The following is a 24,792-nucleotide window of genomic DNA, read 5'->3' as shown; positions in this document are numbered from 1 at the left end:
TTCACGCGAAGGTCATCAGAACCCCGGTTGAGCCACGCTCGCCGGGGTTTTTTAGTGTCGCGAAATGACGCGGTGCGCGCGAGGGGACGCCACAGATTCCATCGCGCTAACGGGCGAGCAAACGACCGTTCCTGCGCTCCTGCCACATCGCGGCGAGTGCATAGCTTCCTGCTACGCACAAACTAAGTTGGCTGGATTCTGCGAGGCCTTCGACAATCGTCGACGACATGACGGATAGCAGCAGCAAGTATTGCGGGAAGAGTCCAACGCCGAACGCAAACTCTTCGGCTCGAACCGGGGCCGCGATTTCCGGCATGCAACGTGTTCGCCAAATCCGCCATGCCACATACGCTGCGCCATGGAACACGGCAAAGCAATCGACCCAGCTTCCGTCGAATTGAAAGTTCGGCAACATGGGCCATCACCTTCGTGTGAAGAGCCAGATCGCGGAGACCGATGCACCGACGATGGCGCCGATGTACCGTGGATCGAATGGGAGGTCCATATTGCCGATGGTGGCACCGGTCACTGCGATACCGATGACGGTGTAGCTTGCGACGCCGCGAAGCTTCGCTCGTGTCTGAGGAGAAATCTTGATCATGAAAACCTGCGACTGAAATTCGAAAGCGACGAATGGAGGGGGGGCATGACAAATTCTATTTCGTCGCCATACGTCGAGCGCAAGCGTTTACCTGCCGCCAAGCAGCAAATCCGAATAATCCCTAGACGCTGAAATTCAGCGACGTCGCTATTGAACGACCACCGTCGTCGTGACCCGGTGATCGCCGGTCGATGGGATACGGCTCGTGAATTCGCGAGGAAAGCCGACCGTCCATGTCACGACGTCGGTGCCCGCGACCTTTCCCGCCTGATACCAGACGATCATGCCGGGAAAGCGCATCGTCTCGCAGCGTTGTCCGGCCGGTACGGTGTAGTCGATCCACTCGGCAGACACTTCGCCGAGTGCGGGAACGGAGTCGAGTTGAAAGGTGGGTTGCCCCAGTGAGCGGCACAGCGCGCTGTAGTTAGGCTGCACCCAGATTGCGACTTTTTCGCCGGCAGGCACCGTAATTTCAATTGATGCTGGCGGATAGGCGGCTTGACCGAAGGCGGTGCCTGCCGCCGTCCAAGCGACGATAAGAAGGGCAACGCGGCAGGCACGCCAAAGGTTTCGGTGGCATGTTTCGGCACGTAGCGGGAGGCGATACTCAAGACCGGGGCGCCCAGTGTCAGACGCGAAGGGCATGCGGGCGCTGCACCGGGGTGCGGCGCGTGCGGTGTTGGCGGTATCCATGTTCGGATCTCCCACCCCCCAGGCGGCCGACTGGGAACGTTCTCATATTCCCGGCACGACGTCGGCACGACAATTCAATTACAGTGCACGCGAGCACGTATGGCAAGGAACCGGTCACGCGTTCGCGCCATCGGGATAACCCGATGCCGACGGAAACAACAAACCAGAAAGGGAGTCAGCAGATGAAGGTCAACCGCATCGTTGCAAACATTGCCGTGCCGTCGCCCGAAGCGATGCAGGCCGCGCAGCACTTCTACGGTGAATTGCTCGGACTGGATTTGCTGATGGATCACGGCTGGATCGCGACGTATGGCAATGCCGCAAAGATGACCGTGCAGATGAGTGTCGCGACTGAGGGCGGTGCGGGTACGCCGGTGCCCGATTTGTCGATCGAAGTCGATGATGTCGACGAAGCGCTTTTGCGCATGCGTGCTGCGGGCGTGGAGATCGAATACGGTCCGGCGGACGAACCTTGGGGCGTGCGCCGCTTTTACGTCCGTGATCCCTTCGGCCGGCTCCTCAACATTCTGGCGCACCGCTAACGGCTGCGCCGCGCGCTCGGCATGCCATCTCCCCGGCGGGGCGCGTGCGACTCACCGCCCATCGAAATAAGCCGCCAGTTTCTGCGTCTCGAACGATTGCACCACGTAATCGACGAACACCCGCGTGCGTAGCGGCAACTGCTTCTTGTTCGAGTAATAGACGAACAGGCCGCCGTATTCCTCGCACCAGCCCGGCAGCAGCCGTATCAGCCGGCCAGTGTCGAGCAGCGGCGCGGCGTGGGGCATCGGCAATAGGGCAATGCCGTAGCCGAGTGCGACGGCATGCGCGATCGCCTCGGGGTCGTCGAAGATCATGCGCGTGTGCGCTTCCACATTGACCCGCTCGCCGCGTGCGTTGCGCAACTCCCACGCGCGCAGTCGTCCCGACATTCCCGAGCGGCGCATCACCCCGTCGAACGACGCCAGGTCGGAGGGGTGCTTGGGCATCGCACGGTCCGTCATGTACGCCGGCGACGCGCAAATTACGGTGTAGGTGGGCGCGAGTCGCCGCGCGATGACCCCGGGCGTCAGCTCGATGCCCCCGCCGATGGCAGCGTCGAAGCCCTCGCTTACGACATCCACGCTGCGGTTATCGAAGCGCCAGTCGGGCACGATCTCCGGGTAGCGCGTAAGAAACTCACCGAGCATGGGCACCAGATACTGGCGTCCGAAGGCATGCGCCATGCTCACCTTGAGCACTCCCGATGGCGCGCTTTCGCGCTCGGCAGCCCGCGCCACGGCGTCGGTGAGTGCAGCAAAGGGCCCGTCGATTTCCCGCAGGAATGACTCGCCACCGGCACTCAGCGTGAGACTGCGCGTGCTGCGGTGAAACAGCCGCAAGCCGATCTGCGCTTCCAGTCGCGCGACATTTTTGCTCACCGCCGCAGGCGTGATGCCGAGTCGCCGCGCCGCTGCAGAGAAGCTGCCGGTGCGCGCGCTGAGGACGAAGGATTCGAGCAGGTTCAGAGCTTCCATGTCTTACCTGTTCCATTGGGTTGAAAGTGATGATCGGAATTATGGACTAGTTAGCAGGTAATCCGCCGACCATACTGGCTTCACTTTTCCAAACAACGGAGTGGCATCATGGCAACGAAATTTCAAGGCAAGGCAGCGTTTGTGACGGGTGGCTCGCGCGGTATCGGTGCGGCCATCGTGCAGCGGCTGGCGGACGATGGCGCCGCAGTCGCCTTCACTTACAAAGGCTCGAAGGCAGAAGCCGAAGCCATCGCGGCAGGCATTCGTGCCGCTGGCGGGCGCGCGCTGGCCTTGCAGGCGGATGCTGCCGATGCGGTGGCGCTGGGCAAGGCCGTCGACGAAGCCGCCCGCGAATTCGGCAAGATCGACATTCTCGTGAACAACGCTGGCGTTTTTACCATGGCCAACGTCGCAGACATGGCGCTCGAAGACTTCGACCGGATCCTCGACGTCAACGTGCGCTCGGTGTTCGTGGCCTCGCAGGCGGCGCTTGCGCACATGGGCGACGGTGGCCGCATCATCAACATCGGTTCGTGCAATGCCGATCGTATGCCGTTCGCCGGCGGTGCAGCGTATGCGATGAGCAAGGCGGCGCTCGTTGGGCTGGTCAAAGGGATGGCACGTGACCTCGGCCCGCGTGGCATCACGGTCAACAACGTGCAGCCGGGGCCGACCGCGACCGACATGAATCCGGCGACCGGCGATTTTGCCGGTGTGATGCACGACCTGATGGCACTCAAGCGCCACGCTGAACCGTCGGAAATCGCCGCAATGGTCGCCTACGTCGCCAGCGATGAAGCGGGCTTCGTCACCGGGGCCAGCCTGACCATCGACGGTGGTTTCAACGCGTAAGGCGTAGCGCGGCGCTCCCGCGCAAGTATTACCGTCGTAATCGCCTGTAAGCGGACGGCCCTCGCGACGTAAACCCCGGCGCGAGGGCGGCGATTAGACTGCCCTCATGAAGGTCGTCCACATCTCGCACACGCCGGTGGCGGGCAGTCCGGGCAACATCGTCTCGGCGCTCAACCGGTTGACCGATATCGAAGCGCGGCACGTCGTCTTTGACGCGGCCGCGTATCAGACGCGCACGTTCGCCGTCGATATCGACTGGAAACGCCAGCGCGATGTGGCACTCGAGGTGATTGCGGCCGCCGACGTTATCCACATCCATCAGATATTTCCGATGGACAAGACGTTCGGCGCCGACTTCCCCCAGCTTTTCACCAATAAGAAGCTGATACGCCAGTTCCATTCAGCGCCCGAGTTGTGGGCGCGCGAGGACATGGCGATGCGCGAGCGAATCGTCAACGATCCGATCCCGCAACTGGTCATCGCGCAAGGCCCCGAGCGCTTTTATCCATTCGCGCGCGTGGTGCCCAACGTCGTGCCGCTCAACGATCCGCGTTATATGCCAAAACCTGAGCAGGCGAGCGACGCGGGCCGTCCTGTTGTGGTCTTTTCGCCCAGTGGGCGTTCATCAGGCTGGCGCAAGCGATGGGAAACCAAAGGCGCGCCGCAAACGCTCCGTCTCTTACGCCGGCTCGAACGCCGTGGGTTATGCGAGATCCGGCTGATTACCGGCACGCCGCATGACGAGTGCCTGCGCCTGAAACAAAGCGCCGCCGTCGCGCTCGATGAGTGTGTGACCGGCAACTACCACCTATCGGGGCTTGAAGCGCTCTCGCAAGGCAAGCCCACGCTCGGTCATCTCGACAACCGCGTGCAGTCGCAACTTCGCCGCCTGACCGGTGCGTGTGAATTGCCGTGGGTCGACGTGCCGCTCGAAGCCGCCGAGGCACCGCTCGTCGAGTTGCTGACGAACGCATCGCTGCGTACGCAGATCGGTGCGGCGTCACGACGCTGGATGGAAACCTACTATCAGGAAAGCGCGATGGTCGAGCACTACCGGCAGGCGTATCTCGATCTCTTCAACGCGCCGAATCGATTCACCGAGCGGCGAATCGACGACGCCACGCAGTGGCTCGCCGTCTCGCTGCCGAACTTGCGCTGGCGGGCGCGGCGAAACGCCAATGCCTTCTGGCGCGGCCTCTGGGAAACGTGGCACGGGCGTTGAACGTCGCGCCGTCTCCGCCCCAGATCTAACTCGTCTCTACCGCCGTCCTTGCGCTCACTGCGTGCCTCATTCCGAAAACAGAGCGAACAGCAAGTTGCGCATCCACTGACTGGCCGGCTCCTGATGAAAGCGCGCGTGCCAGAACAGATTGATCTGAATGTCGGGCACGTCGATCGGATGTTCGACATAACGCAAGCCGAAGTGCTGCGCGCTGCGCTGGGCAAACTTCTCGGTGACCGTCGCGACGAGATCGGTCGCGTGCAGGATATCGGCCAGCGCGACGAAGTGCGGCACCCGCAGGCGAATATTGCGATGCACGTGCGCGCGCGCCATGAACTCGTCGACCTGACCGTGGCCCGTGCCGGCAGCCACCACAACCACTTGCTCGGCGCGCTCGAAATCGTCGCGTGAGAGTGTGCCGGCGTTGCCGCCATCGGGCCGATCGAGGGGGTGTCCGGGGCGGAACATGCAGACGTACTTCTGGCGAAAAAGTCGTCGCTGAAAGAAGCCGGACGTCAGATCGGGAAGGTGCCCGACGGCCAGATCGACCTGTCCGGCCGCCATCTCTTCCTGCAAGTTGATTGCCGTGTTGCGCACGGTGCTCACCGTAATGCCCGGGGCCTGCTCGCCGAGCGCGTGCATCAGGCGCGGCAGGAAATGCACTTCCCCGATGTCCGTCATCGCAATCTGAAACGCCTTCTGGCTTGTCGCGGGGTCGAACGCCACCTGACGATTGAACACGCCGTGCAGGGCGTCGAGCGCCGCAGCCACCGGTTCGGCCAGTTCAGTCGCCATCGGCGTGGGCAACATGCCCCGCGAGGTGCGGATAAACAGCTCGTCGTTGAATAACTTGCGCAAGCGCGCGAGGGCATTGCTGACAGCAGGCTGCGTAACGCCGAGGGCTTCCGCCACCCGCGATACGCGCCGTGCGTTGTACAGATGCTGGAATACCACCAGCAGGTTCAGATCGACAGTGTGCAGGTCCATGGCGGGCAATCGGGGCGCGTCGCGATAACGATGGCAGGGCAAGGTCGCGTAAGTCGTGGCTTAGAACGTCTTGCTAGTGTTATCACTGAAATCTATGGGAGATATAAGCGAGATTCTATTGGTTTATATCGCCCTGTGCGCGATCCTTCGTTCAAACGGCGTAACAACGCGACAAACGGTGCCCGGCGGGTATCGACAGAACGGAGACAAACCCCCCATGGAAGTCAGCGTGCAACCGCTCGGCGAGCGCTTTGCCGCCGCGCCCGGCGACAATCTGCTCAAAGTGCTCACCGATCGTCAGATCCCCATTTCGTATAGCTGCCTCTCGGGGCGCTGCGGCACGTGCCGCTGCAAAGTCGTGTCCGGCAACGTGCAGGAGGCCGGGGGCTACGAGTATCGGCACAACGCAGGGAGTGACGCCGCCGCGTCGACCGATGGCCGCTACGTGCTGGCTTGTCAGGCAACGGTGCAAGGCGACTGCGAGATCGAGTTGCCGGAGATCGACGAAGTCGTTGTGCACCCTGCCAAGATTCTCAAAGCGACCGTGCTCGCCATCGAGCCACTCACCCACGACATCCAGCGTCTGGTGCTCAAGCCAGCTAAACCCTTGAGTTTTTCGCCGGGGCAGTATGCGACGCTGCAATTCACGCCGGAACACATCCGGCCGTACTCGATGGCGGGGATCGACGCCGACGGGACGCTCGAATTTCACATTCGCCGTGTGCCGGGTGGCGCGGTCACCGGCTACGTCGCGGAGCAACTGAAGGTCGGCGACTCCGTGCGTGTGTCGGGGCCGCTCGGTACGTCGTATCTGCGTACACGTCACGACGGCCCGATGCTGTGCGTGGCGGGTGGCACCGGGCTCGCACCCGTGCTTTCGATCGTGCGTGGCGCCATTGCCCGTGGCATGACCAATCCCATCGAAATCTATGTGGGCGCACGCTCGCCGTCCGATGTGTACGGCCTCGCATGGTTGCGCGAACTGGCCGCCCGCCATGACGGCAGTCTGCGCTTGCACGTTGTGACAACGAGTGGCGTGTCCGCTGTCGGCATATCGGCCGCGTCTGGCACCCGAGCGACTCCAGTCACCCCAGCCGCCGATGTCTGCGCCGATGTCTGCGCCGAGGACGGCAGCCCGCGATCGCGACTCGGTCACGTGACGGATGCGATTGCTGCCGACTTTGCCGGTGCCGGGGCCTTGGCCGGTTGGCGAGCGTATCTGTGTGGTGCACCGCCGATGGTCGTCGCCGCGACCGCGTTGCTGCGCGGGCGCGGGATGGATGCCAGCCATATCTACGCCGACGCCTTCTATGCCCGGGCGGCATGATTTTGCGCGACGCATCGGGACGCAGCGTCTTTGCCCTCCGGTGTCACGCGCTTCGTGAATTCCTCAAAGGAGACAACCGTGAGTACAACACCGCAGACCGGACACGATCCGGCGTCGACACGAATGTCAGAGCCGTCAACGGCGTCTGAAGCGTCTGAAATCTGGCCCACTGAGGGCACGAGCCGTATCCCGTTTCGTGTCTATACCGATACGGATCTGTATCGGCGCGAGCTTGAGCAGTGCTTCTATCGTGGCCACTGGAACTATGTCGGACTGGAAGCGGAAGTGCCGAATCCCGGTGACTTCAAGCGCACGGTCATCGGCGAGCGCTCGGTGATTGTCACGCGTGATGCGAGCGGCGAGATCAATGTGGTCGAGAACGTTTGTGCGCATCGCGGCATGAAATTCTGCCGCGAGAAGCGTGGCAATCGGACCGATTTTCACTGCCCCTATCACCAGTGGAACTACGACCTCAAGGGCAACCTTCAGGGTGTGCCGTTCCGTCGGGGCGTCAAGCAGGACGGCAAGGTCAACGGCGGCATGCCGAAAGACTTCAAGCCGGAAGACCACGGCCTCACCAAACTCAAGGTGGCGACGCGCGGCGGTGTGATCTTCGCGTCGTTCGATCACGACATCGAGTCGCTCGACGACTTCCTCGGCCCCGAGATCGGTGCGTACTTCGATCGCTTGTTCGATGGCCGCAAGCTCAAGCTGCTCGGCTATAACAAGCAACGCATTCCGGGTAACTGGAAGCTGATGCAGGAGAACATCAAGGACCCCTATCACCCGGGGCTGCTGCACACGTGGTTTGTCACCTTCGGGCTCTGGCGCGCGGACAACAAGTCGCGTCTGGTCATGGACGCGCACGGCCGTCACGCCGCGATGATCTCCACGCGCGGTCAGGGCGGTGGCGGAGAGGTGACGTCGGGCGTATCGAGCTTCAAGGAAGCGATGTCGCTTAACGACACGCGCTTTCTCGATATCGTGCAGGAAGACTGGTGGAAGGGCCCGACGGCGGTGCTCATGACGCTCTTTCCCAGCGTCATTCTTCAGCAGCAGGTCAACTCGGTTTCCACACGTCACATCCAGCCGCGCGGCCACGATTCGTTCGACTTCGTGTGGACGCACTTTGGCTTCGAAGACGACACCGAAGAGATGACGCAGCGCCGTTTGCGACAGGCCAACCTGTTCGGCCCGGCAGGCTTCGTGTCGGCCGACGATGGCGAGGCGATCGAATGTTCGCAGGAAGGGTTCGAGCAGAAGCCCTGGCACCGCGTGCTGGCGGAACTGGGCGGCACGGGCGTGGAGAACACCGACCACATGGTGACCGAGACGCTGATTCGCGGCATGTACGCGTATTGGCGCCGCGTGATGGGCGTTTGAGGAGGCACGAGAAGATGGTCGACTTTTTGACGTTTCAAGCCGTTGTAGAACTCAATGCCGCCTATGCGGCGGCGCTCGATGCGCAGCAATGGGATGCGTGGCCGGGGTTTTTCCTAGAAGACTGCATTTACCGCGTGCAGCCACGCGAGAACTACGACATGGGGCTGCCCCTCGCGACACTCTCGTTTGAGAGCCGCGGCATGCTGCAAGACCGCATCTACGGCATCCGCGACACACTCTTTCATGACCCGTACTACCAACGTCACGTGATCGGACTGCCGAGCATCAAGGCGCTCGATGAGACCACGCTGCACGTGGAATCGAACTACGCGGTCTTTCGGACCAAGCCGGATCAGCTCACCGACATTCTGTCGGTTGGCCGTTATCTGGACATCGTCAAACAAACTGGCGACGGGTGGAAATTCGCGTCCCGGTTGTGCATTTTCGACAGCGAGATGATTCCCAACTCGCTGATCTACCCGATCTAAAGCGAGGACATCATGAGCGGTAACTGGATCGAGGCGGCGCCACGCGAAGCCATCCCCGAAGACGACGTCGTTGGCCTGGTGGTGGGCGGGCGCGACATTGCGCTGTACGGGGTAGACGGCGAGGTGTTCGCGACTGATAACGTGTGCACCCACGGGAACGCGCGCTTGTGCGACGGGTTTCTGGAAGGGCACGAGATCGAATGCCCGTTGCATCAGGGCAAGTTCGACGTGCGCACCGGCGCGGCGATGTGCGCCCCGCTCACCGAGGGGGTGAAGACTTATCCCATTCGGATTGAAGCGGGCAGGGTGTACGTCGATCTGGGCTGAGGACCCGACGACCCGACGAAGGGTCTCTGGAACAGATGGATCTGCGGCCGGTGCGGCCGGTCTAGGGAAATCCATCCAAACGGGCTGCCGATCGGGCGGCCCGTCGCGTTTGCGCGACAGGATTTTGTGCGCTCGCTTGCCGCGATGACCCATCGTGCCCTGGTGGTAGTACGTTGGCTCATATGATTCATTGTTTTATTGAATGACACATATGAATCATTTTTGCTAGGACGGCATCTTCGCGGTTGTGACCGTTTTGGTCTGACCGTATTCGTTAAAAAAGCTATTTATTTCCGACGCTTATCTGTGGCATATCGCTGTCGTTGTCAGACAGTCGCCTGCGTAGGAATACTTAGCCTTTTCAGCTAATTGCGTAATTGATTTCCGCAACTCAGGATCGATGGGCGTTATTTTAATAACTGAGTGGAATATTGCTATGTGGCGGGTTTTATAAGCGATTAAACGCAGATAAATTGTGCGGTGCGCAGGATGCTGAGTGGAAAGTTGCGTTTCGTTTTGTATTCAAAAACGGATCCAAAAGATTCAAGGTGGTGCAGTCTTTTGTGCGGCGCAATAAAAAACCCGGCCGAAGCCGGGTTTCCGATGCATTGAAGCTCAGCGTATCAGGACGGTGCCTGAATGTTCGAAGCCTGCTTGCCCTTGGGGCCTTGCACCACCTCGAAGACCACCTTCTGACCTTCCTTCAGGGTCTTGAAGCCGTTCATCTGGATCGCCGAGAAGTGAGCGAACAGATCTTCGCCACCTTCATCCGGCGTGATGAAACCAAAACCCTTGGCATCGTTAAACCATTTGACCGTACCGGTTGCCATACAAACTTCCCCTAAACAATTACGACTACTACATATCACCGCAACAACGAGCACATCTGAAAAACCCGCCGACTAGTCGCGGCGGCTTCTTAGGGTCACCCAGGCATCTTTTCTTTTAAAACGCTTATAGAGGAAAAGCGCCAAGTTGATTGTTTTCGCTAACTACCAATAGTGTCAAGCCCTTTTTCGCCGATAGAAGATGAGTTCGATCAGGTTTTACCCTTATATCTAGGAGGGCATAAGCAGTGCCGCGACACGCCCTTGAAATTTGGGTTAAGCTGACTCATATGGGTGTGGCACCCCCGGTGGTCGGGGCTGCGGCGCCTTGCTGGACAACGCACGCGGCGATTTGGCGAGTGTTGGCATTCCGGTGGACACCGGCGGCAGGCGGCAATAGGAGCTTCGATTGCTTCCTGCGCCCCGGAGTTGTTTAGAATCCACGTATGGCAACCTTACCGACAACGCATGACGACACCGTACAGGAGCGGCAAGAGCAACAGCTCAAGCCGCCTTCGATGTACAAGGTGGTACTGTTGAACGACGATTTCACCCCGATGGAGTTCGTGGTGATGGTCATTCAGGAATATTTCAATAAGGACCGGGAGTCTGCAACGCAGATCATGCTCAAGGTCCACCGAGAGGGCAGGGGAGTTTGTGGGGTCTTCACGCGCGATGTCGCGGCGACCAAAGTTGAGCAAGTTGTTAGCCATGCAAGGCAGTCCGGGCACCCGCTGCAGTGCGTGATGGAGGAAGCATGATTGCCCAGGAATTGGAAGTCAGCCTGCACATGGCGTTTATGGAAGCGCGCCAGGCCCGACATGAATTCATCACGGTCGAGCACCTGTTGCTCGCCCTCTTGGATAACCCGACCGCTGCCGAGGTGCTGCGCGCCTGCGCCGCAAATCTAGACGATTTGCGCCAGAACCTGCGCAACTTCATCGCGGACAATACGCCCACGGTGCCGGGCAGCGACGAGGTCGACACTCAGCCCACGCTCGGTTTCCAGCGCGTGATTCAACGCGCCATCATGCACGTCCAGTCCACTTCCAACGGTAAGAAGGAAGTGACCGGTGCCAATGTGCTGGTGGCCATCTTCGGTGAAAAGGACTCCCATGCCGTCTACTACCTGCAACAGCAGGGCGTGACGCGTCTGGATGTCGTCAACTTCATCTCGCACGGCATCACCAAGACCGGTGCTGCGGGCGAGTCGGCCAAGGCCGGTGAAGGCAGCACCGAGGGCGAAGAGGGCGCAAGCGCCAAGGAAAGCCCGCTGGCGCAGTACACGCAGAACCTCAACCAGCTCGCCCGCGACGGCAAGATCGATCCGCTGATCGGCCGCGAGTCGGAAGTCGAGCGCGTGGTGCAGGTGCTGTGCCGCCGCCGCAAGAACAATCCGCTGCTCGTGGGTGAAGCCGGCGTGGGCAAGACGGCCATCGCCGAAGGCCTCGCCTGGCGCGTCACGCGCGGCGAAGTGCCCGAAATTCTGCAAGACGCTACGGTCTTCTCGCTGGATATGGGCGCGCTGCTCGCCGGTACGAAGTATCGCGGCGACTTCGAGCAACGCCTGAAGGCTGTGCTTAAGGAACTCAAAGAGCGCCCGGGCGCGATCCTGTTCATCGACGAAATTCACACGCTGATTGGCGCAGGGGCTGCATCGGGCGGCACGCTCGATGCCTCGAACCTGCTCAAGCCGGCGCTGTCGTCGGGACAGTTGAAGTGCATCGGCGCGACGACGTTCAGCGAATATCGCGGCATTTTCGAGAAGGATGCAGCGCTCTCACGCCGCTTCCAGAAGATCGATGTGAACGAGCCGACCGTCGAGCAAACCGTGCAGATTCTGCGCGGCCTCAAGTCGCGCTTCGAAGAGCACCACGGCGTGAAGTACTCGTCGAGTGCCCTGTCGGCGGCTGCCGAGTTGTCGGCCAAGTTCATCACCGACCGTCATCTGCCGGACAAGGCGATCGATGTGATCGACGAAGCGGGGGCTGCGCAACGCATCCTGCCGAAGTCGAAGCAGAAGAAGACCATCGGCAAGGGCGAGATCGAAGAGATCGTCTCGAAGATCGCGCGCATCCCGCCGCAAAGCGTGTCCGCAGACGATCGCGGCAAGCTCCAGACGCTGGATCGCGACCTGAAGAGCGTGGTGTTCGGGCAAGACCCGGCTATCGACGCGCTGTCGGCCGCCATCAAGATGTCGCGCGCCGGGCTGGGCAAGACAGACAAGCCGATCGGTGCGTTCCTGTTCTCGGGGCCGACCGGGGTCGGCAAGACCGAAGTCGCCAAGCAACTGGCGTTCACGCTCGGTATCGAACTGATTCGCTTCGACATGTCGGAGTACATGGAGCGCCACGCGGTCAGCCGTTTGATCGGCGCGCCGCCGGGCTACGTGGGCTTCGATCAGGGCGGTCTGCTCACCGAAGCGATTACGAAGAAGCCGCATTGCGTGCTGCTGCTCGACGAAATCGAAAAGGCGCATCCGGACATCTTCAACGTGCTGCTTCAGGTGATGGACCACGGCACGCTGACGGATAACAACGGACGCAAGGCGGACTTCCGCAACGTCATCATCATCATGACGACGAACGCGGGCGCCGAGACGATCAATCGTGCGAGCATCGGCTTCACGAACGAGCGTCAGGCCGGTGATGAAATGGCCGACATCAAGCGGATGTTCACGCCGGAGTTCCGTAACCGTCTGGACTCGATCATCAGCTTCAAGCCGCTCGACGAGCAGATCATCCTGCGCGTGGTCGACAAGTTCCTCATCCAGCTGGAAGATCAGCTGCACGAGAAGAAGGTCGAGGTTGTCTTCACCGACAAGCTGCGCACGTATCTGTCGAAGAAGGGTTTCGATCCGCTGATGGGTGCGCGACCGATGCAGCGTCTGATTCAGGACACGATTCGTCGTGCACTGGCCGACGAATTGCTGTTCGGGCGTCTGACGACCGGCGGCCGTGTGACCGTCGATCTCGACGAGCACGATCAGGTGCAACTGTCGTTCCCCGAGGACGGCAACGCCCGGTCGGAGCCGGAAGCTGCCGAAGTCGAGTAATCCGTTAAGCGCGGTAAGCGATGCGCTGACGGATCTGCTGGAAAGAAAAAACGCCGCGATATGCGGCGTTTTTTCATGGGCGCGTCAGCCGCAAACCACGCGGCACAGCGTCACACGTTTAGTGCTTGCCCGTGCTGCCGAAGCCACCGGCACCGCGATCGCTCTCGGGGAATTCGTCCACGAGATTGAACTCGGCCTGCACGACCGGCACGATCACCAGTTGTGCCAGACGCTCGAACGGGTTCAGCACGAACGGCTCGTTGCCGCGGTTCCACGTCGAGACCATCAACTGGCCCTGATAATCCGAGTCGATCAGTCCGACCAGATTGCCGAGCACGATGCCGTGCTTATGGCCGAGGCCTGAGCGCGGCAGAATCAGCGCGGCGTAGCCCGAATCGGCCAGATGGATCGCCAGCCCCGTCGGCACGAGCACGGTCTGGCCCGGGGCGATAGTGAGCGGCGCGTCGAGGCACGCGCGCAGATCGAGCCCGGCGCTGCCCGGCGTGGCGTAGGCGGGGAGCTGCGAGCGCAGGCGCTCGTCGAGGATCTTGACGTCGAGTTTCATGGCGTAGGCTTGGCGTAGTTCAGTAAAAAATCAGTCGGAGGCACCGTCGGATGCCGACAGCGAGAACGCTTGCGCCAGCAATTCGTGCGAGCGCAGACGGGCGCGGTAACTGCCGGCCACCGTCAGCACGATGATCTCGTCGGCATCGAACTGCTCCTGCAACTCGAGCACGCGAGCGGTCACGCGTTCCGGGGTGCCGATGATACTACGGGGCTTCTCGCGCGCGATTACCGACAACTCGCGGTCACGATATTGCGGCTTGGCGTCTGCGCCTTGTTCAAGACTCGGAATCGGTTCGTTCATGCCGTAAGCCATCTGCACGCGACGCAGGTCGACACCCGCTTCGAGGGCTTCGGCTTCGGCATCGGTATCCGCACAGATCACGAACAGCGCCACGGCGCAGTAAGGCTTATCGAGTTGACCGGGGGTGAAGCGTTCGCGATACGCCTCGGTCACGCGATGGCCGTAGTGCGCATTGATGAAGTGCGCAAAGCAGTAACGCAACCCGAGTTGTGCGGCGAGCAATCCACCGAACTCACTCGACCCCAGCACCCACAACTCCGGACGCGTTTCGACGGCCGGTTGCAGCAGCACGCCGCGATAGGGGTGATCGTCGGGCAGGGTGCCGCCGAAGAGCCGGGCCAGTTCCTCCACTTGCTGCGGAAAGTGCTCGCCGGCATCGTAGGGCCCTTTGGCGACAGCGCGTGCGGTGCGCATGTCGCCACCGGGCGCGCGTCCGACGCCGAGGTCGATGCGATTCGGAAACAATGCTTCGAGCATCAGAAACTGCTCGGCCAGCTTGAACGGGCTGTAATACGGCAGCATCACACCGCCGGACCCGACGCGCAGGCGTTTGGTCACACTGGCCAGCCGCGCAATCATGACTTCGGGCGCAGGGTTGGCCACGCCACGCAGGCCGTGGTGTTCCGCGCACCAGTAGCGCGTGTAGCCGAGGTCGTCGGCCGCTTGGGCCAATTCGACCGTGGCGGCGATGGCATCTGCGGCGCTATGGCCGTGAATCACCGGTGTCTGGTCGAGCACCGAGAGTTTGATGCGATTGCGGGTTTGCGTCATGGAATCGATGCTCCTTGCATCCTCCGGTGCGGCCGCGAGCCTTCAGGAATTCTCTCAGGCCCGCACGCACCGACAATTCGACAATTCTTCGAACAGCTCAATGACCACCGCCAGCCGGACCGGCCGGCGCGTGGTCCGCGTTGGCGTGAGGCAAGCGCGCGATCATCAGAATGGCGACGATGCCGCCGAGCGCGCCACAGAAAAAGATCGAGGCGTAACCGAAATAGTTCGCGACCAACCCGGCCATCGGTCCAATCAGACCCAACGCCAGATCGAAGAACGCCGAATAGGCCGCCAGTGCGGCGCCCCGGTTTTGCGGCGGCACCGAGCGCAGCGCTTCCACACCGAGCGCCGGAAACACCAGCGAAAAGCCGAGGCCGGTCAGCCCCGCGCCGATCAGCGCCATGTTCGGATGGACCGCACCCCACAGCAGAAACTGGCCGAGGGCACTGAACACGAGCGAGCACATCGCGACGCGGCGCCCGCCGAAGCGATCGACCGCATGGGCAAACAGAACGCGCATGCCGATGAAGCAGCCGCTGTACAGCGTGAGCGCGTAGGCGGCGCCGGTCCAGCCGTGGCTGGCGTAATACAGGGTGATGAAGGCCGCGATCACGGCGTAGCCGATGCTGCCGAGCGTCATCGCCAGCCCCGGACGCCACACGAGGCCGACCACCCGCAGGAACGGCAGACGGGTGCCGCCGACCGGCGCGGCAGCGGGCAGGCGCAGCGCAATGGCGAAGGAGATCGCCGGCACGACAATGCTGACGAGTGCCACCACGGTGAACCCGGCCGATTCCAGCAGATAGGCACCGAACGGTGCCCCCACGGCAATCGCCGTGTACATCGACACGCCTTGCCACGAAATGGCCTTGCTGGCGTGCGCCGCGCCGAGCAGGCCGATGCCCCACGACATGCCGCCGGTGAGCAACAGACTTTCGCCGAAACCGAGCACGACGCGTCCGGCAAACAACACGCCCAGTGCGAGCGTGGGATTCGGGATCATGGACGCGATCAGATACAACACCCCGGCGGCGGCACAGCCGCACAGGCCCGTGAGCACGGCACGGCGCGGGCCGCGCGTGTCGACCGTGCGCCCGGCGTAGGAGCGCAGTAGCAGCGTCACGACCGACTGGATACCGATGGTCACGCCGACGACGAACGAGCCGTAGCCGAGTGTTTCGTGGACATACACCGGCAGCACGGGCAGCGGCATGCCGATGGTCATAAAGCCGAAGAACATGATGGCGGCCAGCATGCTCAGTGTCCCGTAGACACTGACGACTGGCCGCGACGTTGGAGCGGGTTGCGTCATTTTGATTGTTATCGTGTGCGGCCCCCAGGAGTCGATGGGGGCAGTGATGCGACTAGAGCAATTAATTCGATTGATGCGAACAAAGCCACTGCGGTGGCCAAAAAAACACTTACGGCGAATCGTTCGACGCAGGTGTGGCCCCCATCGCGGGGCAACCGTGGCGAGTTGCCAGTGTGTCACCGTCGCCGGACAACGACGATGACAGCCGCGAGGCCAGTAGGGGCATGCTCAGGTACTCATGCGAGCGCCGGCGCTCAGCCGGGCGCGCGCGAAGGCAGGCGTGCGGCAATTTCGACGATCAGGCTGCGGGCGAGCGATTGCTTGTCGGCACGCGGCAGACGCTTCTGACCGGCATCGTCGAAGAGGATGACTTCGTTGTCGTCCTGTCCGAACGTGGCCGGCCCCAAGTTGCCCACGAGCAGCGGCACTTGTTTGCGGCGGCGCTTCTCGGCGCCGTGTTTTTCCAGATCTCCCGATTCGGCAGCGAACCCGACGCAATACGGCGGCTTAGGCAGCTTTGCTACCGCCGCGAGAATATCCGGGTTCTGAACGAATTCGAGCGTGGGCACGTCGGCGTCGCCCGTCTTCTTGATCTTGTCGTGCGCGACCTCGCGCACCCGCCAGTCGGCCACGGCCGCCACGGCGATGAAGATGTCGCTGTGCGATGCGTCGGCAAGCACACGGTCGTACATCTGCTGCGCCGTCTGCACGTTGCTGCGCGTCACGCCGTACGGCGTCGCGAGCGCGCACGGTCCCGCCACCAGATGCACGTCGGCACCGGCTTGCGCTGCGGCGCGTGCGATGGCGAACCCCATCTTGCCGCTCGACAGATTGGTCAGGCCGCGCACCGGGTCGATCGGCTCGAAGGTCGGTCCGGCGGTAATCAGCACGCGTCGGCCTGCCAGACGTTTGGGTTGGAAGAAACCGGCGACGGCTTCGAAGATGTCTTCCGGTTCGAGCATGCGGCCATCGCCGACCTCGCCGCACGCCTGATCGCCGCTGTCGGGGCCGAGGATCGTGACGCCGTCGCCGCGCAGGGTCGCCGCGTTGCGTTGCGTCGCCGGGTTGCCCCACATCTGCCGGTTCATCGCGGGTGCCACCAGCAGCGGACAGTCGCGTGCCACGCACAGCGTGGAGAGCAGGTCGTCGGCCATGCCGTGCGCGAGCTTGGCGAGAAAGTCGGTGGAGGCGGGGGCGATGAGAATGGCGTCGGCCTCGCGAGAGAGGTCGATGTGCGCCATGTTGTTGTCGACGCGGTTATCCCACTGGCTGGTGAACACCGGCCGTCCGGAGAGCGCCTGCATCGTGAGTGGGGTGATGAATTGCGTGGCGGCGTCGGTCATGACGACCTGCACGGTCGCGCCCGCCTTGATGAACAGTCGCGTGAGTTCGGCCGACTTGTAGCAGGCGATGCCGCCGGTGAGTCCGAGGACGATGGTCTTGCCCGCAAGTTCCATTTGAAAATGCCTCCTCCAAAGTGCCGCGCGGCGCCTCCGGGGCGCCGCGACGGTGGTGGCATCGGTTCGACGGGGTGTCATGCTGTCTTACGCTACCCCCCCGCGAACCGTGCCGCAGATCCTGCTCTGGCGTGGCTACTTGCCGCGCCGCACGCGTCGCAACTCGTCGATCACCAGCAGCACGGCGCCCACGCAAATGGCCGAGTCGGCCACGTTGAACGCCGGCCAGTGCCAGCCGCCGACGTGAAAGTCGAGAAAGTCGATCACATGGCCATACACCACTCGGTCGATCACGTTCCCGAGCGCGCCGCCCAGAATCAGCGAGAGCGACAGGCAGAACATCTTCTGGCCGTTGTGACGCTTGAGCAGCCACATGATGACCACTGCCGCAACCACGCCGAGCACCGTGAAGAACCAGCGCTGCCAACCGCCGGCGGCCGCCAGAAAGTTGAACGCCGCGCCCTTGTTGTACACCAGCACCAGATTGAAGAACGAGGTCAGCGGGCGGAATTCGCCGTACTGGAACGTCTTCAGAATGGTGAGCTTGGTGACCTGATCGAGCAGAATCGCGATGACCGCGATTCCGAGCCACGGGGCCAGACCCAGTGTGGTGCCAATGCGGGAACCGCCGCCATTGCTGCCGTTGTTACGTCTTGCGCCCGTACGAGCGCCTGCTTTGCCAGCCATTATGCCGCGCTCCGGTGTTCGCCGCTGCCGAACAGATTCGACACGCAGCGGCCGCACAAGGTCGGATGTTCTGCGTCCGAACCCACGTCGAAACGATAGTGCCAGCAACGCTCGCACTTCTGATGCGTCGACGGCGTGACGACCACGCCTTCATCGGCGTCGCCGGCCACTTGCTTGACGGTGGCTGCCGAGGTGATCAGCACGAAGCGCAGATCGTCGCCGAGGCTGGCCAGCACGTCGAACTTGCGGCCCGATACGCGCACTTCCACTTCGGCCTGCAACGACGAACCGATCTGCTCGGCGGCGCGGGCTTCTTCGAGCGCCTTCGTGACGTCGCCGCGCACGTTGCGCAGCAGGAACCACTTTTCGAGCAGCCGTGTGCTTTCCGCCACTTCCGGATACTGGTAATACGTTTCCGTGAAGATCGTGTCGTTGCCCGGCTGGAACACCTGCCATGCTTCTTCCGCCGTGAACGACAGGAACGGGGCCATCTGCTTGAGCAGGCCGTGCGTGATGTGATACAGCGCGTTTTGCGCGGCACGGCGGGCCGGCGCATCCGGGGCGCTCGTGTAGAGGCGGTCCTTCAGAATGTCGAGATAGAAGCCGCCGAGGTCTTCCGAGCAGAACGTCTGGAGCTTGGACACGACCGGGTGGAATTCATAGCGGTCGTAGTGGCCGAGCACTTCGGTTTGCAGCGAATTGGCGAGCGCCACGGCGTAGCGGTCGATCTCCAGCCATTGATCGGCCGGCATCGCATGCTTCGCGTGGTCGTAGTCGGCCAGATTCGCGAGCAGGAAGCGCAGCGTGTTGCGAATGCGGCGATACCCTTCGGTCACGCGCTTGAGGATTTCGTCCGAGATCGACAGCTCGCCCGAGTAATCGGTCGACGCCACCCACAGGCGGATGATTTCTGCGCCCAGCTTGTCGGCGACGTCCTGCGGCAGGATCGTGTTGCCGATCGACTTCGACATCTTGCGGCCCTGGCCGTCGACGGTGAAGCCGTGCGTGAGCAGCGCCTTGTACGGCGGGCGGCCGTCGAGCATCGAGGCGGTCAGCAGCGACGAATGGAACCAGCCGCGGTGCTGGTCCGAGCCTTCCAGATACAGGTCAGCCGGGAATCCCAGTTCATGCGCGTGCGAGCCGCGCAGCACATGCCAGTGCGTCGTGCCCGAGTCGAACCACACGTCGAGCGTGTCGCGGTTCTTCACGTAATCCTTGGCTTCGTCGCCCAGCAGTTCCACCGGGTCGAGCGTCTGCCAGGCTTCGATGCCTTCGATTTCCACGCGCTTGGCGATGGCTTCGAGCAACTCGGGCGTGCGCGGATGCAGCGCGCCGGTTTCCTTGTGCACGAAGAAGGCCATCGGCACGCCCCACTGGCGCTGGCGCGAGAGCGTCCAGTCCGGGCGGTGCGCAATCATGTTGTGCAGGCGCTGCTTGCCCCATGCGGGGAAGAACTCGGTCGCCTCGATACCGGCGAGCGCGATCTCGCGCAGCGTCTTGCCGTCACCCGGTGCGCCTTCGACCGGCGTCACATCCATGCCGGCGAACCATTGGTTCGTCGCGCGGTAGATGATCGGCGTCTTGTGGCGCCAGCAGTGCATGTAGCTGTGCGTGTACTTGAACGAGTGGAACAGGGTGCCGGCTTCGCGCAGCGCGTCGACGATGTGCGGGTTCGCGTCCCAGATCGACTGACCGCCAAACAGCGGCAGGCTGTCCTGATAGCGGCCGTCGCCGAGCACCGGCATGCGGATTTCCGAATCGGGCATGTCGTGCGCCTTGCACGACAAGAAGTCTTCCACGCCGTAGGCCGGGGCCGAGTGCACGATGCCGGTACCCGTATCGGTCGTCACGTAGTCGCCGAGATAGATCGGCGAGGTGCGTTCGTAACCGGCGTCGGCCGTGGCCAGCGGGTGACGGAAACGGATCAGCGAGAGCGCTTCACCCTTCGTCTTCGCGATGATTTCGCCATGCAGGCCGTAGGTCTTCAGGCAGTCTTCGACACGGTCGGTCGCGAGGATCAGCAGGCCGCGCTCGGTCGACACCAGCGCGTACTCGACTTCCGGGTGCACGTTGAGCGCCTGGTTCGACGGGATGGTCCACGGCGTGGTCGTCCAGATGACGATGTAGCCCGTGTCCGTCGGCAGCTTGGCCAGACCGAACGCCTTGGCGACCTTCTCCGGTTCGGCGAAGGCGAAGCCGACGTCGATGGCCAGATCGGTCTTGTCCTTGTACTCGACTTCCGCTTCGGCCAGTGCCGAGCCGCAGTCGAAGCACCAGTTCACCGGCTTCAGACCACGGTAGACGTAGCCGTTCTCCATGATCTTAGCGAGCGCACGAAGCTCATCGGCTTCGTTCGTGAAGTTCATGGTCTTGTACGGGTTGTCCCAGTCGCCCAGCACGCCCAGACGCTTGAAGTTGGGCTTCTGACGCTCGATCTGTTCGGCGGCGTAGGCGCGTGCCTTTTCCTGCACTTCACGCACGGGCAGGTGCTTGCCGAACTGCTTTTCGATCTGGATTTCGATCGGCATGCCGTGACAGTCCCAGCCCGGCACATAGGCGGCGTCGAAACCGGCAAGGCTGCGCGCCTTGACGATCATGTCCTTCAGGATCTTGTTGACCGCGTGGCCCAGGTGGATGTCACCGTTGGCATACGGCGGGCCGTCGTGCAGGATGAACTTCGGCCGGCCCTTGCTGGCTTTGCGGATCTTGTCGTAGATCTTCTTGTCCTGCCATTGCTTGACCCATTGCGGCTCGCGCTTGGGCAGATCGCCGCGCATCGGGAACGGCGTATCCAGCAGATTGACGGGGTACTTGCTCGGGGCTTTCTTTTCGCTCATGGTGCTTCGCTACGAATTTTTGGAAATCGGTGTGGGGCGCTGGTGCCGTGTGCGTCGCGTGCCGGCCGGCGGGGCCGGTAGAACGCTTAGCGACGACCGGTGCCAGAGGCGGCAGCGGGCCGCGCGCGCGACGCGAAGCGCCGGTGCACGCGGGCGAAGATCAACTAATTCGGTCGGTTGCCGAGGTGGCGAAGTCGCGTCGTGCGCTCGGGCCGTTGGCGTCGAGCGCATGGGCGAAGTAGGCACGTGCCTCGCGCGTGTCCTGCGCGATGGCGGCTTCGAGTTCGGCCAGACCGTCGAATTTGGCTTCGTCTCGCAGCTTCTGCAAAAATTCCACGCGCACGAGTTTGCCGTAGCAATCGCCCGCGAAGTCCAGCAGATGCACTTCCAGCAACACACGCCCCGAATCGTCGACAGTCGGGCGCAGGCCGAGGCTCGCCACGGCGGGCAGCGGCGTGTCGGCCAGCCCATGCACCTGCACGACGAAAATGCCCGCGAGGGCCGGATGCTTGTGCGCGATACGAATGTTGAGCGTGGGGAAGCCGAGCTTGCGCCCGAGCTTCATGCCATGCACCACATGGCCCGAGATCGCGTACGGGCGACCGAGCAGCGCATGGGCGCGCTCGAAGTTGCCGTCGGCGAGCGCGGCGCGCACTTCCGAGCTGGAGATGCGCACGCCGTCATGGGCGATCGTCGGCATTTGCTGGACGACGAAGTCGTGCTGACGGCCCGCTTCACGCAAGTACTCGATATCGCCAGCGCGTTTGGCGCCGAAGCGGAAGTCGTCGCCGACGAGCAGCCAGCGCGTATGCAGGCCGTCGACGATGATGTTGCGAACGAAGTCTTCGGGCGACTGACTGGCGAAATGGGCGTTGAAGTGCTCAACCACCAGCCGGTCGACGCCATGGGCGCGCAGGGCTTCGAACTTGTCACGCAGGTTCGAGATGCGCGCAGGCGCCTTGTCAGGGGAGAAGTATTCGCGGGGATGCGGCTCGAACGTCATCACACATACCGGCAGGCCGCGCGCAGCCGCTGCGGCGCGCACGCGCGCGAGCAGGGCCTGGTGGCCGAGGTGCACGCCGTCGAAATTGCCGATCGTCAGCACACAGGGCGCTTTGCTTTGCGCGTTGGGTAGACCCCGGAAGACTCGCACGATAAGGAAGCGTCAGTACAGGACGTTGATGAACGTTGGTGGATAAGCTACGCGGCGCTGCCCGGGGACTGCCGGCCTGCGGCGGCGGGGCGGGCCCGGGGTGCCTGGCAGGACGGCCAATCCGACATTGCGGCGCCGCAGAACGTTGAATTATAAACGCTTCGGCGCCTTCGCGGCGCGGATCGCGTGTCTGGTGCGGCGCGCCAATGATAAAATCCGGCGATGAAGAACATTGTCATCCTGATTTCCGGACGTGGCAGCAATATGGAAGCCATCGTCCGTGCCTGTACTGAGGAAGGCTGGCCGGCCCGCGTGGCTGCTGTCATCGCCAACCGCGACGAGGCCGAGGGCCTCGCCTTTGCCCGCGAGAACGGCATCGCCGCCGCCGTCGTCCCCAGCCGCGGCAAGACCCGCGAAGTTTTCGACGGTGAGTTGGCCGCCGAAATCGACCGCCACCAACCCGATCTGGTCGTACTCGCCGGTTTCATGCGCATTCTGACGCCTGAGTTTACCGAGCGGTACGCCGGGCGCCTCGTGAATATCCACCCGTCGCTGCTGCCCGCGTTTCCGGGCTTACAAACGCATGCGCGGGCACTGGAAGCCGGTTGCAAGATCGTTGGCGCGACCGTGCACTTCGTGACGGCCGAGCTCGATCACGGCCCGTTCGTGTTGCAAGCGGCCGTGCCGGTCAAGACCGGAGACACGCCCGAGGCACTGGCCGAGCGTATTCTTCCGCTGGAACACATCATTTATCCGCGCGCTGTGCGGTGGTTCGTGGAAGACCGTCTGGTCGTGGCCGATGGCCGCGTGACAGTCAAACCCGCCGCCGATGGCACGCCCGATCCGCAATGGCTTTTTGGTGAGAACGCATGAGCACCCGTCCGACACAGCGCCGCGATGGCGCAAATCAATCCGGTAACCGCTCAGGCGGTAAGTCGTCCGAGACGAAGGAGCGCTACGTGCGCCCCGACCGCTACGACCGCACCCGCAACGATCGCCGCCCCGAAGCCCCGCCCGCCGAAACCGCCCGCATGCGTGGCGACCATCTGTCGCCCGCCCTCTTTGAACATACGCAGCGCCTGCTCGGCAGCGTGCTCACGTTCACCGGGCCGGCCGACATGCTGGTGAGCACGTATTTCCGCGCCAACGCCAAGCTGGGCCACCGCGAGCGCGGTGTGCTGGCCGAGACGGTTTTCGCGATCCTGCGCCGCAAGCTCGAATTCGGTCAGCACGCCGGCAGTGGTTCGGGCCCGCTGGAGCGCCGTCTGGCGCTGCTGGGGCTGGCCTTCACGCGCGGTCTGACGTCGGTGCAACTGGTCGCCACGCCTGACGAAGTCACATGGCTGGAACACGTCGGTCAGATCGATCCGGCAAGCCTGTCCACGCGCGTGCGCACCAACTTGCCCGACTGGCTGTACGAGCGCCTCTCGAAGCGTTTTGACGCCGCAGAACTCGAACCGCTGGCCGCCGCGCTGAATCAGCCGGCACCGCTCGATTGCCGCGTGAACCTGATCAAGGGGAATCGCGACGACGTGCTCGCCCAACTGCGCGCCGACGGGTTCTCGGCCGAGCCGACCCCGTTTGCGCCGAACGGCATTCGTCTGGCCGGCAAGCCTGCGCTGCAAAAGCACCCGCTGTTCATCTCCGGCACTATCGAAGTGCAGGACGAGGGCAGCCAGTTGCTGTGTCAATTGGTCGCACCGCGCCGTGGCGAGATGATCGTCGACTTCTGCGCAGGGGCCGGCGGCAAGACCCTCGCCATCGGCGCACAAATGCGCTCGACGGGGCGTCTCTATGCGTTCGACGTCTCGGACAAGCGACTGGCGAAACTCAAGCCGCGTCTGGCGCGCAGTGGGTTGTCGAACGTCTATCCTGTGATGATCGACAGCGAGAACGACAGCAAGATCAAGCGTCTGGCAGGCAAGATCGACCGCGTGCTGGTCGATGCGCCGTGCAGTGGGCTGGGCACGCTGCGCCGCAATCCGGACCTGAAGTGGCGCCAGTCGCCGCAATCGGTGTCCGAGCTGACGCAAAAGCAGGCATCGATTCTGGCCAGTGCTGCGCGGCTGGTGAAGCCGGGCGGCCGATTGGTATACGCCACGTGCAGTCTGCTGAACGAAGAAAACAGCGCGATCGCCGAGGCGTTTGCGGCGGCGCATCCGGACTTCGCACTGGTGCCGGCCAACGAGTTGCTGGCGTCGCAGAAGATTGCGCTCGATACGGGCAAGTATCTGGAACTGCTGCCGAACCGCCATGCCACAGACGGCTTCTTTGCCGCCGTGTTCGAGCGCCGTGCGGCTGAAAAGGCGCCGAAGGCACCCAAGGCGGCACCGGAAGTCACGGAAGTTACTGAAGTTGCAGCACCGGAAGCGCCGGAAGCCTCGGCGGAGTAAGCCGGGCGACCGGCCAGTGGGTGGATGAGCGA

General features: G+C 62.8%; 24 protein-coding genes. 11 read left to right on the top strand and 13 right to left on the bottom strand.

From position 1 onward, the window contains the following. Positions 1-106 precede the first annotated feature (106 nt). From AT302_RS21805 to AT302_RS21795, 3 genes are all read right to left on the bottom strand, one after another. Entirely contained in the window at positions 107-415 is a 309-nt protein-coding gene (locus AT302_RS21805) for a hypothetical protein (RefSeq protein ID WP_058375811.1), read from the bottom strand. A gap of 6 nt (positions 416-421) precedes the next feature. Continuing rightward, positions 422-601 carry a hypothetical protein gene (locus tag AT302_RS21800; protein ID WP_058375810.1) on the bottom strand — a complete coding sequence of 60 codons (180 nt, stop codon included), beginning with the start codon at positions 599-601 and terminating at the stop codon, positions 422-424. Between the two features lie 147 nt (positions 602-748). Further along, positions 749-1,066: a hypothetical protein gene (locus AT302_RS21795; protein WP_058375809.1), complete on the bottom strand. Its 318-nt coding sequence runs from the start codon at positions 1,064-1,066 to the stop codon at positions 749-751. Positions 1,067-1,476: 410 nt separating this feature from the next. Here AT302_RS21795 and AT302_RS21790 point away from each other — a divergent pair, with 410 nt between their 5' ends. Beyond that, positions 1,477-1,836 (top strand): VOC family protein, encoded by a 360-nt coding sequence (locus AT302_RS21790; RefSeq protein ID WP_058375808.1) that lies wholly within the window; start codon positions 1,477-1,479, stop codon positions 1,834-1,836. A gap of 51 nt (positions 1,837-1,887) precedes the next feature. On the opposite strand, the gene AT302_RS21785 is transcribed toward AT302_RS21790, so the two are convergent. Further along, the gene (locus AT302_RS21785) at positions 1,888-2,811 is read right to left on the bottom strand and encodes a LysR family transcriptional regulator (protein WP_058375807.1); all 924 of its coding nucleotides are present in this window, start codon (positions 2,809-2,811) and stop codon (positions 1,888-1,890) included. Positions 2,812-2,919: 108 nt separating this feature from the next. Here AT302_RS21785 and AT302_RS21780 point away from each other — a divergent pair, with 108 nt between their 5' ends. After that, a complete protein-coding gene (locus tag AT302_RS21780) occupies positions 2,920-3,663 on the top strand; it encodes an SDR family oxidoreductase (RefSeq protein WP_058375806.1) in 744 nt (247 codons plus the stop codon). A gap of 106 nt (positions 3,664-3,769) precedes the next feature. Then, positions 3,770-4,885 carry a glycosyltransferase family protein gene (locus AT302_RS21775; protein ID WP_058375805.1) on the top strand — a complete coding sequence of 372 codons (1,116 nt, stop codon included), beginning with the start codon at positions 3,770-3,772 and terminating at the stop codon, positions 4,883-4,885. Between the two features lie 66 nt (positions 4,886-4,951). Here the strand turns inward: AT302_RS21775 and AT302_RS21770 are convergent, their stop codons facing one another. Next, complete coding sequence (locus AT302_RS21770) at positions 4,952-5,872, bottom strand: LysR family transcriptional regulator (protein ID WP_058375804.1); 921 nt, start codon at positions 5,870-5,872, stop codon at positions 4,952-4,954. A gap of 217 nt (positions 5,873-6,089) precedes the next feature. On the opposite strand from AT302_RS21770, the gene AT302_RS21765 reads away from it, so the two are divergent. The 4 genes from AT302_RS21765 to AT302_RS21750 all read left to right on the top strand — a co-directional run bounded on the left by AT302_RS21765 (position 6,090) and on the right by AT302_RS21750 (position 9,397). After that, positions 6,090-7,199: a 2Fe-2S iron-sulfur cluster-binding protein gene (locus AT302_RS21765; RefSeq protein ID WP_058375803.1), complete on the top strand. Its 1,110-nt coding sequence runs from the start codon at positions 6,090-6,092 to the stop codon at positions 7,197-7,199. Positions 7,200-7,322: 123 nt separating this feature from the next. Then, positions 7,323-8,582, top strand: coding sequence for an aromatic ring-hydroxylating dioxygenase subunit alpha (locus tag AT302_RS21760; protein WP_058375802.1), 1,260 nt, complete (start codon positions 7,323-7,325; stop codon positions 8,580-8,582). 14 nt (positions 8,583-8,596) lie between these two features. Continuing rightward, on the top strand, positions 8,597-9,070 hold the full coding sequence (locus AT302_RS21755) for an aromatic-ring-hydroxylating dioxygenase subunit beta (protein ID WP_058375801.1): 474 nt from the start codon (positions 8,597-8,599) through the stop codon (positions 9,068-9,070). A 12-nt stretch (positions 9,071-9,082) separates the two neighbouring features. Further along, positions 9,083-9,397, top strand: a complete 315-nt coding sequence (locus tag AT302_RS21750) for a non-heme iron oxygenase ferredoxin subunit (RefSeq protein WP_058375800.1) — start codon at positions 9,083-9,085, stop codon at positions 9,395-9,397. A gap of 623 nt (positions 9,398-10,020) precedes the next feature. Here AT302_RS21750 and AT302_RS21745 read toward each other — a convergent pair. Then, on the bottom strand, positions 10,021-10,227 hold the full coding sequence (locus AT302_RS21745) for a cold-shock protein (RefSeq protein WP_058375799.1): 207 nt from the start codon (positions 10,225-10,227) through the stop codon (positions 10,021-10,023). 443 nt (positions 10,228-10,670) lie between these two features. On the opposite strand from AT302_RS21745, the gene clpS reads away from it, so the two are divergent. Continuing rightward, a complete protein-coding gene (clpS, locus tag AT302_RS21740) occupies positions 10,671-10,985 on the top strand; it encodes an ATP-dependent Clp protease adapter ClpS (protein WP_010807118.1) in 315 nt (104 codons plus the stop codon). Beyond that, entirely contained in the window at positions 10,982-13,279 is a 2,298-nt protein-coding gene (clpA, locus tag AT302_RS21735; RefSeq protein ID WP_058375798.1) for an ATP-dependent Clp protease ATP-binding subunit ClpA, read from the top strand. Before clpS ends, clpA begins: the two co-directional genes overlap by 4 nt. Before the next feature lie 118 nt (positions 13,280-13,397). Here clpA and dut read toward each other — a convergent pair whose 3' ends face one another. The 7 genes from dut to AT302_RS21700 form a co-directional block, all read right to left on the bottom strand. Continuing rightward, positions 13,398-13,844: a dUTP diphosphatase gene (dut, locus tag AT302_RS21730; RefSeq protein WP_039367384.1), complete on the bottom strand. Its 447-nt coding sequence runs from the start codon at positions 13,842-13,844 to the stop codon at positions 13,398-13,400. A 30-nt stretch (positions 13,845-13,874) separates the two neighbouring features. Further along, the gene (locus AT302_RS21725) at positions 13,875-14,918 is read right to left on the bottom strand and encodes an LLM class flavin-dependent oxidoreductase (RefSeq protein ID WP_058375797.1); all 1,044 of its coding nucleotides are present in this window, start codon (positions 14,916-14,918) and stop codon (positions 13,875-13,877) included. 97 nt (positions 14,919-15,015) lie between these two features. After that, a complete protein-coding gene (locus AT302_RS21720; RefSeq protein ID WP_064674990.1) occupies positions 15,016-16,233 on the bottom strand; it encodes an MFS transporter in 1,218 nt (405 codons plus the stop codon). A 254-nt stretch (positions 16,234-16,487) separates the two neighbouring features. Then, positions 16,488-17,690 (bottom strand): bifunctional phosphopantothenoylcysteine decarboxylase/phosphopantothenate--cysteine ligase CoaBC, encoded by a 1,203-nt coding sequence (coaBC, locus tag AT302_RS21715; RefSeq protein WP_058375795.1) that lies wholly within the window; start codon positions 17,688-17,690, stop codon positions 16,488-16,490. Between the two features lie 135 nt (positions 17,691-17,825). Continuing rightward, a complete protein-coding gene (gene lspA, locus AT302_RS21710; RefSeq protein WP_058375794.1) occupies positions 17,826-18,377 on the bottom strand; it encodes a signal peptidase II in 552 nt (183 codons plus the stop codon). Beyond that, complete coding sequence (gene ileS, locus AT302_RS21705; RefSeq protein ID WP_058375793.1) at positions 18,377-21,214, bottom strand: isoleucine--tRNA ligase; 2,838 nt, start codon at positions 21,212-21,214, stop codon at positions 18,377-18,379. The genes lspA and ileS overlap by 1 nt, the downstream gene beginning before the upstream one ends. 160 nt (positions 21,215-21,374) lie before the next feature. Then, positions 21,375-22,367: a bifunctional riboflavin kinase/FAD synthetase gene (locus AT302_RS21700; protein ID WP_058375792.1), complete on the bottom strand. Its 993-nt coding sequence runs from the start codon at positions 22,365-22,367 to the stop codon at positions 21,375-21,377. Positions 22,368-22,589: 222 nt separating this feature from the next. Between AT302_RS21700 and purN the strand changes: the two genes are divergently transcribed. Together purN and AT302_RS21690 are read left to right on the top strand one after the other, a co-directional pair. After that, entirely contained in the window at positions 22,590-23,240 is a 651-nt protein-coding gene (gene purN, locus AT302_RS21695; protein WP_058375791.1) for a phosphoribosylglycinamide formyltransferase, read from the top strand. 158 nt (positions 23,241-23,398) lie between these two features. Further along, on the top strand, positions 23,399-24,760 hold the full coding sequence (locus AT302_RS21690; protein ID WP_058379844.1) for an RsmB/NOP family class I SAM-dependent RNA methyltransferase: 1,362 nt from the start codon (positions 23,399-23,401) through the stop codon (positions 24,758-24,760). Positions 24,761-24,792: the final 32 nt, after the last annotated feature.

The sequence above is a fragment of the Pandoraea norimbergensis genome, from assembly GCF_001465545.3.
GTDB classification, from domain to species: Bacteria; Pseudomonadota; Gammaproteobacteria; order Burkholderiales; family Burkholderiaceae; genus Pandoraea; species Pandoraea norimbergensis.
Note: the sequence above shows the minus strand (reverse complement) of the source record. Positions and strands in the feature narration are given on the sequence as shown.

Bases quoted from the DNA above. Each gene is read 5' to 3' on its own strand.
- AT302_RS21765 (WP_058375803.1), top strand. From the start codon at position 6,090: ATGGAAGTCAGCGTGCAACCGCTCGGCGAGCGCTTTGCCGCCGCGCCC.
- AT302_RS21760 (WP_058375802.1), top strand. From the start codon at position 7,323: ATGTCAGAGCCGTCAACGGCGTCTGAAGCGTCTGAAATCTGGCCCACT.
- AT302_RS21720 (WP_064674990.1), bottom strand. From the start codon at position 16,233: ATGACGCAACCCGCTCCAACGTCGCGGCCAGTCGTCAGTGTCTACGGG.
- coaBC (WP_058375795.1), bottom strand. From the start codon at position 17,690: ATGGAACTTGCGGGCAAGACCATCGTCCTCGGACTCACCGGCGGCATC.
- dut (WP_039367384.1), bottom strand. From the start codon at position 13,844: ATGAAACTCGACGTCAAGATCCTCGACGAGCGCCTGCGCTCGCAGCTC.
- ileS (WP_058375793.1), bottom strand. From the start codon at position 21,214: ATGAGCGAAAAGAAAGCCCCGAGCAAGTACCCCGTCAATCTGCTGGAT.
- AT302_RS21800 (WP_058375810.1), bottom strand. From the start codon at position 601: ATGATCAAGATTTCTCCTCAGACACGAGCGAAGCTTCGCGGCGTCGCA.
- AT302_RS21690 (WP_058379844.1), top strand. From the start codon at position 23,399: ATGCGTGGCGACCATCTGTCGCCCGCCCTCTTTGAACATACGCAGCGC.
- AT302_RS21790 (WP_058375808.1), top strand. From the start codon at position 1,477: ATGAAGGTCAACCGCATCGTTGCAAACATTGCCGTGCCGTCGCCCGAA.
- AT302_RS21775 (WP_058375805.1), top strand. From the start codon at position 3,770: ATGAAGGTCGTCCACATCTCGCACACGCCGGTGGCGGGCAGTCCGGGC.
- AT302_RS21770 (WP_058375804.1), bottom strand. From the start codon at position 5,872: ATGGACCTGCACACTGTCGATCTGAACCTGCTGGTGGTATTCCAGCAT.
- lspA (WP_058375794.1), bottom strand. From the start codon at position 18,377: ATGGCTGGCAAAGCAGGCGCTCGTACGGGCGCAAGACGTAACAACGGC.
- clpA (WP_058375798.1), top strand. From the start codon at position 10,982: ATGATTGCCCAGGAATTGGAAGTCAGCCTGCACATGGCGTTTATGGAA.
- AT302_RS21725 (WP_058375797.1), bottom strand. From the start codon at position 14,918: ATGACGCAAACCCGCAATCGCATCAAACTCTCGGTGCTCGACCAGACA.
- AT302_RS21750 (WP_058375800.1), top strand. From the start codon at position 9,083: ATGAGCGGTAACTGGATCGAGGCGGCGCCACGCGAAGCCATCCCCGAA.
- AT302_RS21780 (WP_058375806.1), top strand. From the start codon at position 2,920: ATGGCAACGAAATTTCAAGGCAAGGCAGCGTTTGTGACGGGTGGCTCG.
- AT302_RS21785 (WP_058375807.1), bottom strand. From the start codon at position 2,811: ATGGAAGCTCTGAACCTGCTCGAATCCTTCGTCCTCAGCGCGCGCACC.
- AT302_RS21745 (WP_058375799.1), bottom strand. From the start codon at position 10,227: ATGGCAACCGGTACGGTCAAATGGTTTAACGATGCCAAGGGTTTTGGT.
- clpS (WP_010807118.1), top strand. From the start codon at position 10,671: ATGGCAACCTTACCGACAACGCATGACGACACCGTACAGGAGCGGCAA.
- AT302_RS21755 (WP_058375801.1), top strand. From the start codon at position 8,597: ATGGTCGACTTTTTGACGTTTCAAGCCGTTGTAGAACTCAATGCCGCC.
- AT302_RS21805 (WP_058375811.1), bottom strand. From the start codon at position 415: ATGTTGCCGAACTTTCAATTCGACGGAAGCTGGGTCGATTGCTTTGCC.
- purN (WP_058375791.1), top strand. From the start codon at position 22,590: ATGAAGAACATTGTCATCCTGATTTCCGGACGTGGCAGCAATATGGAA.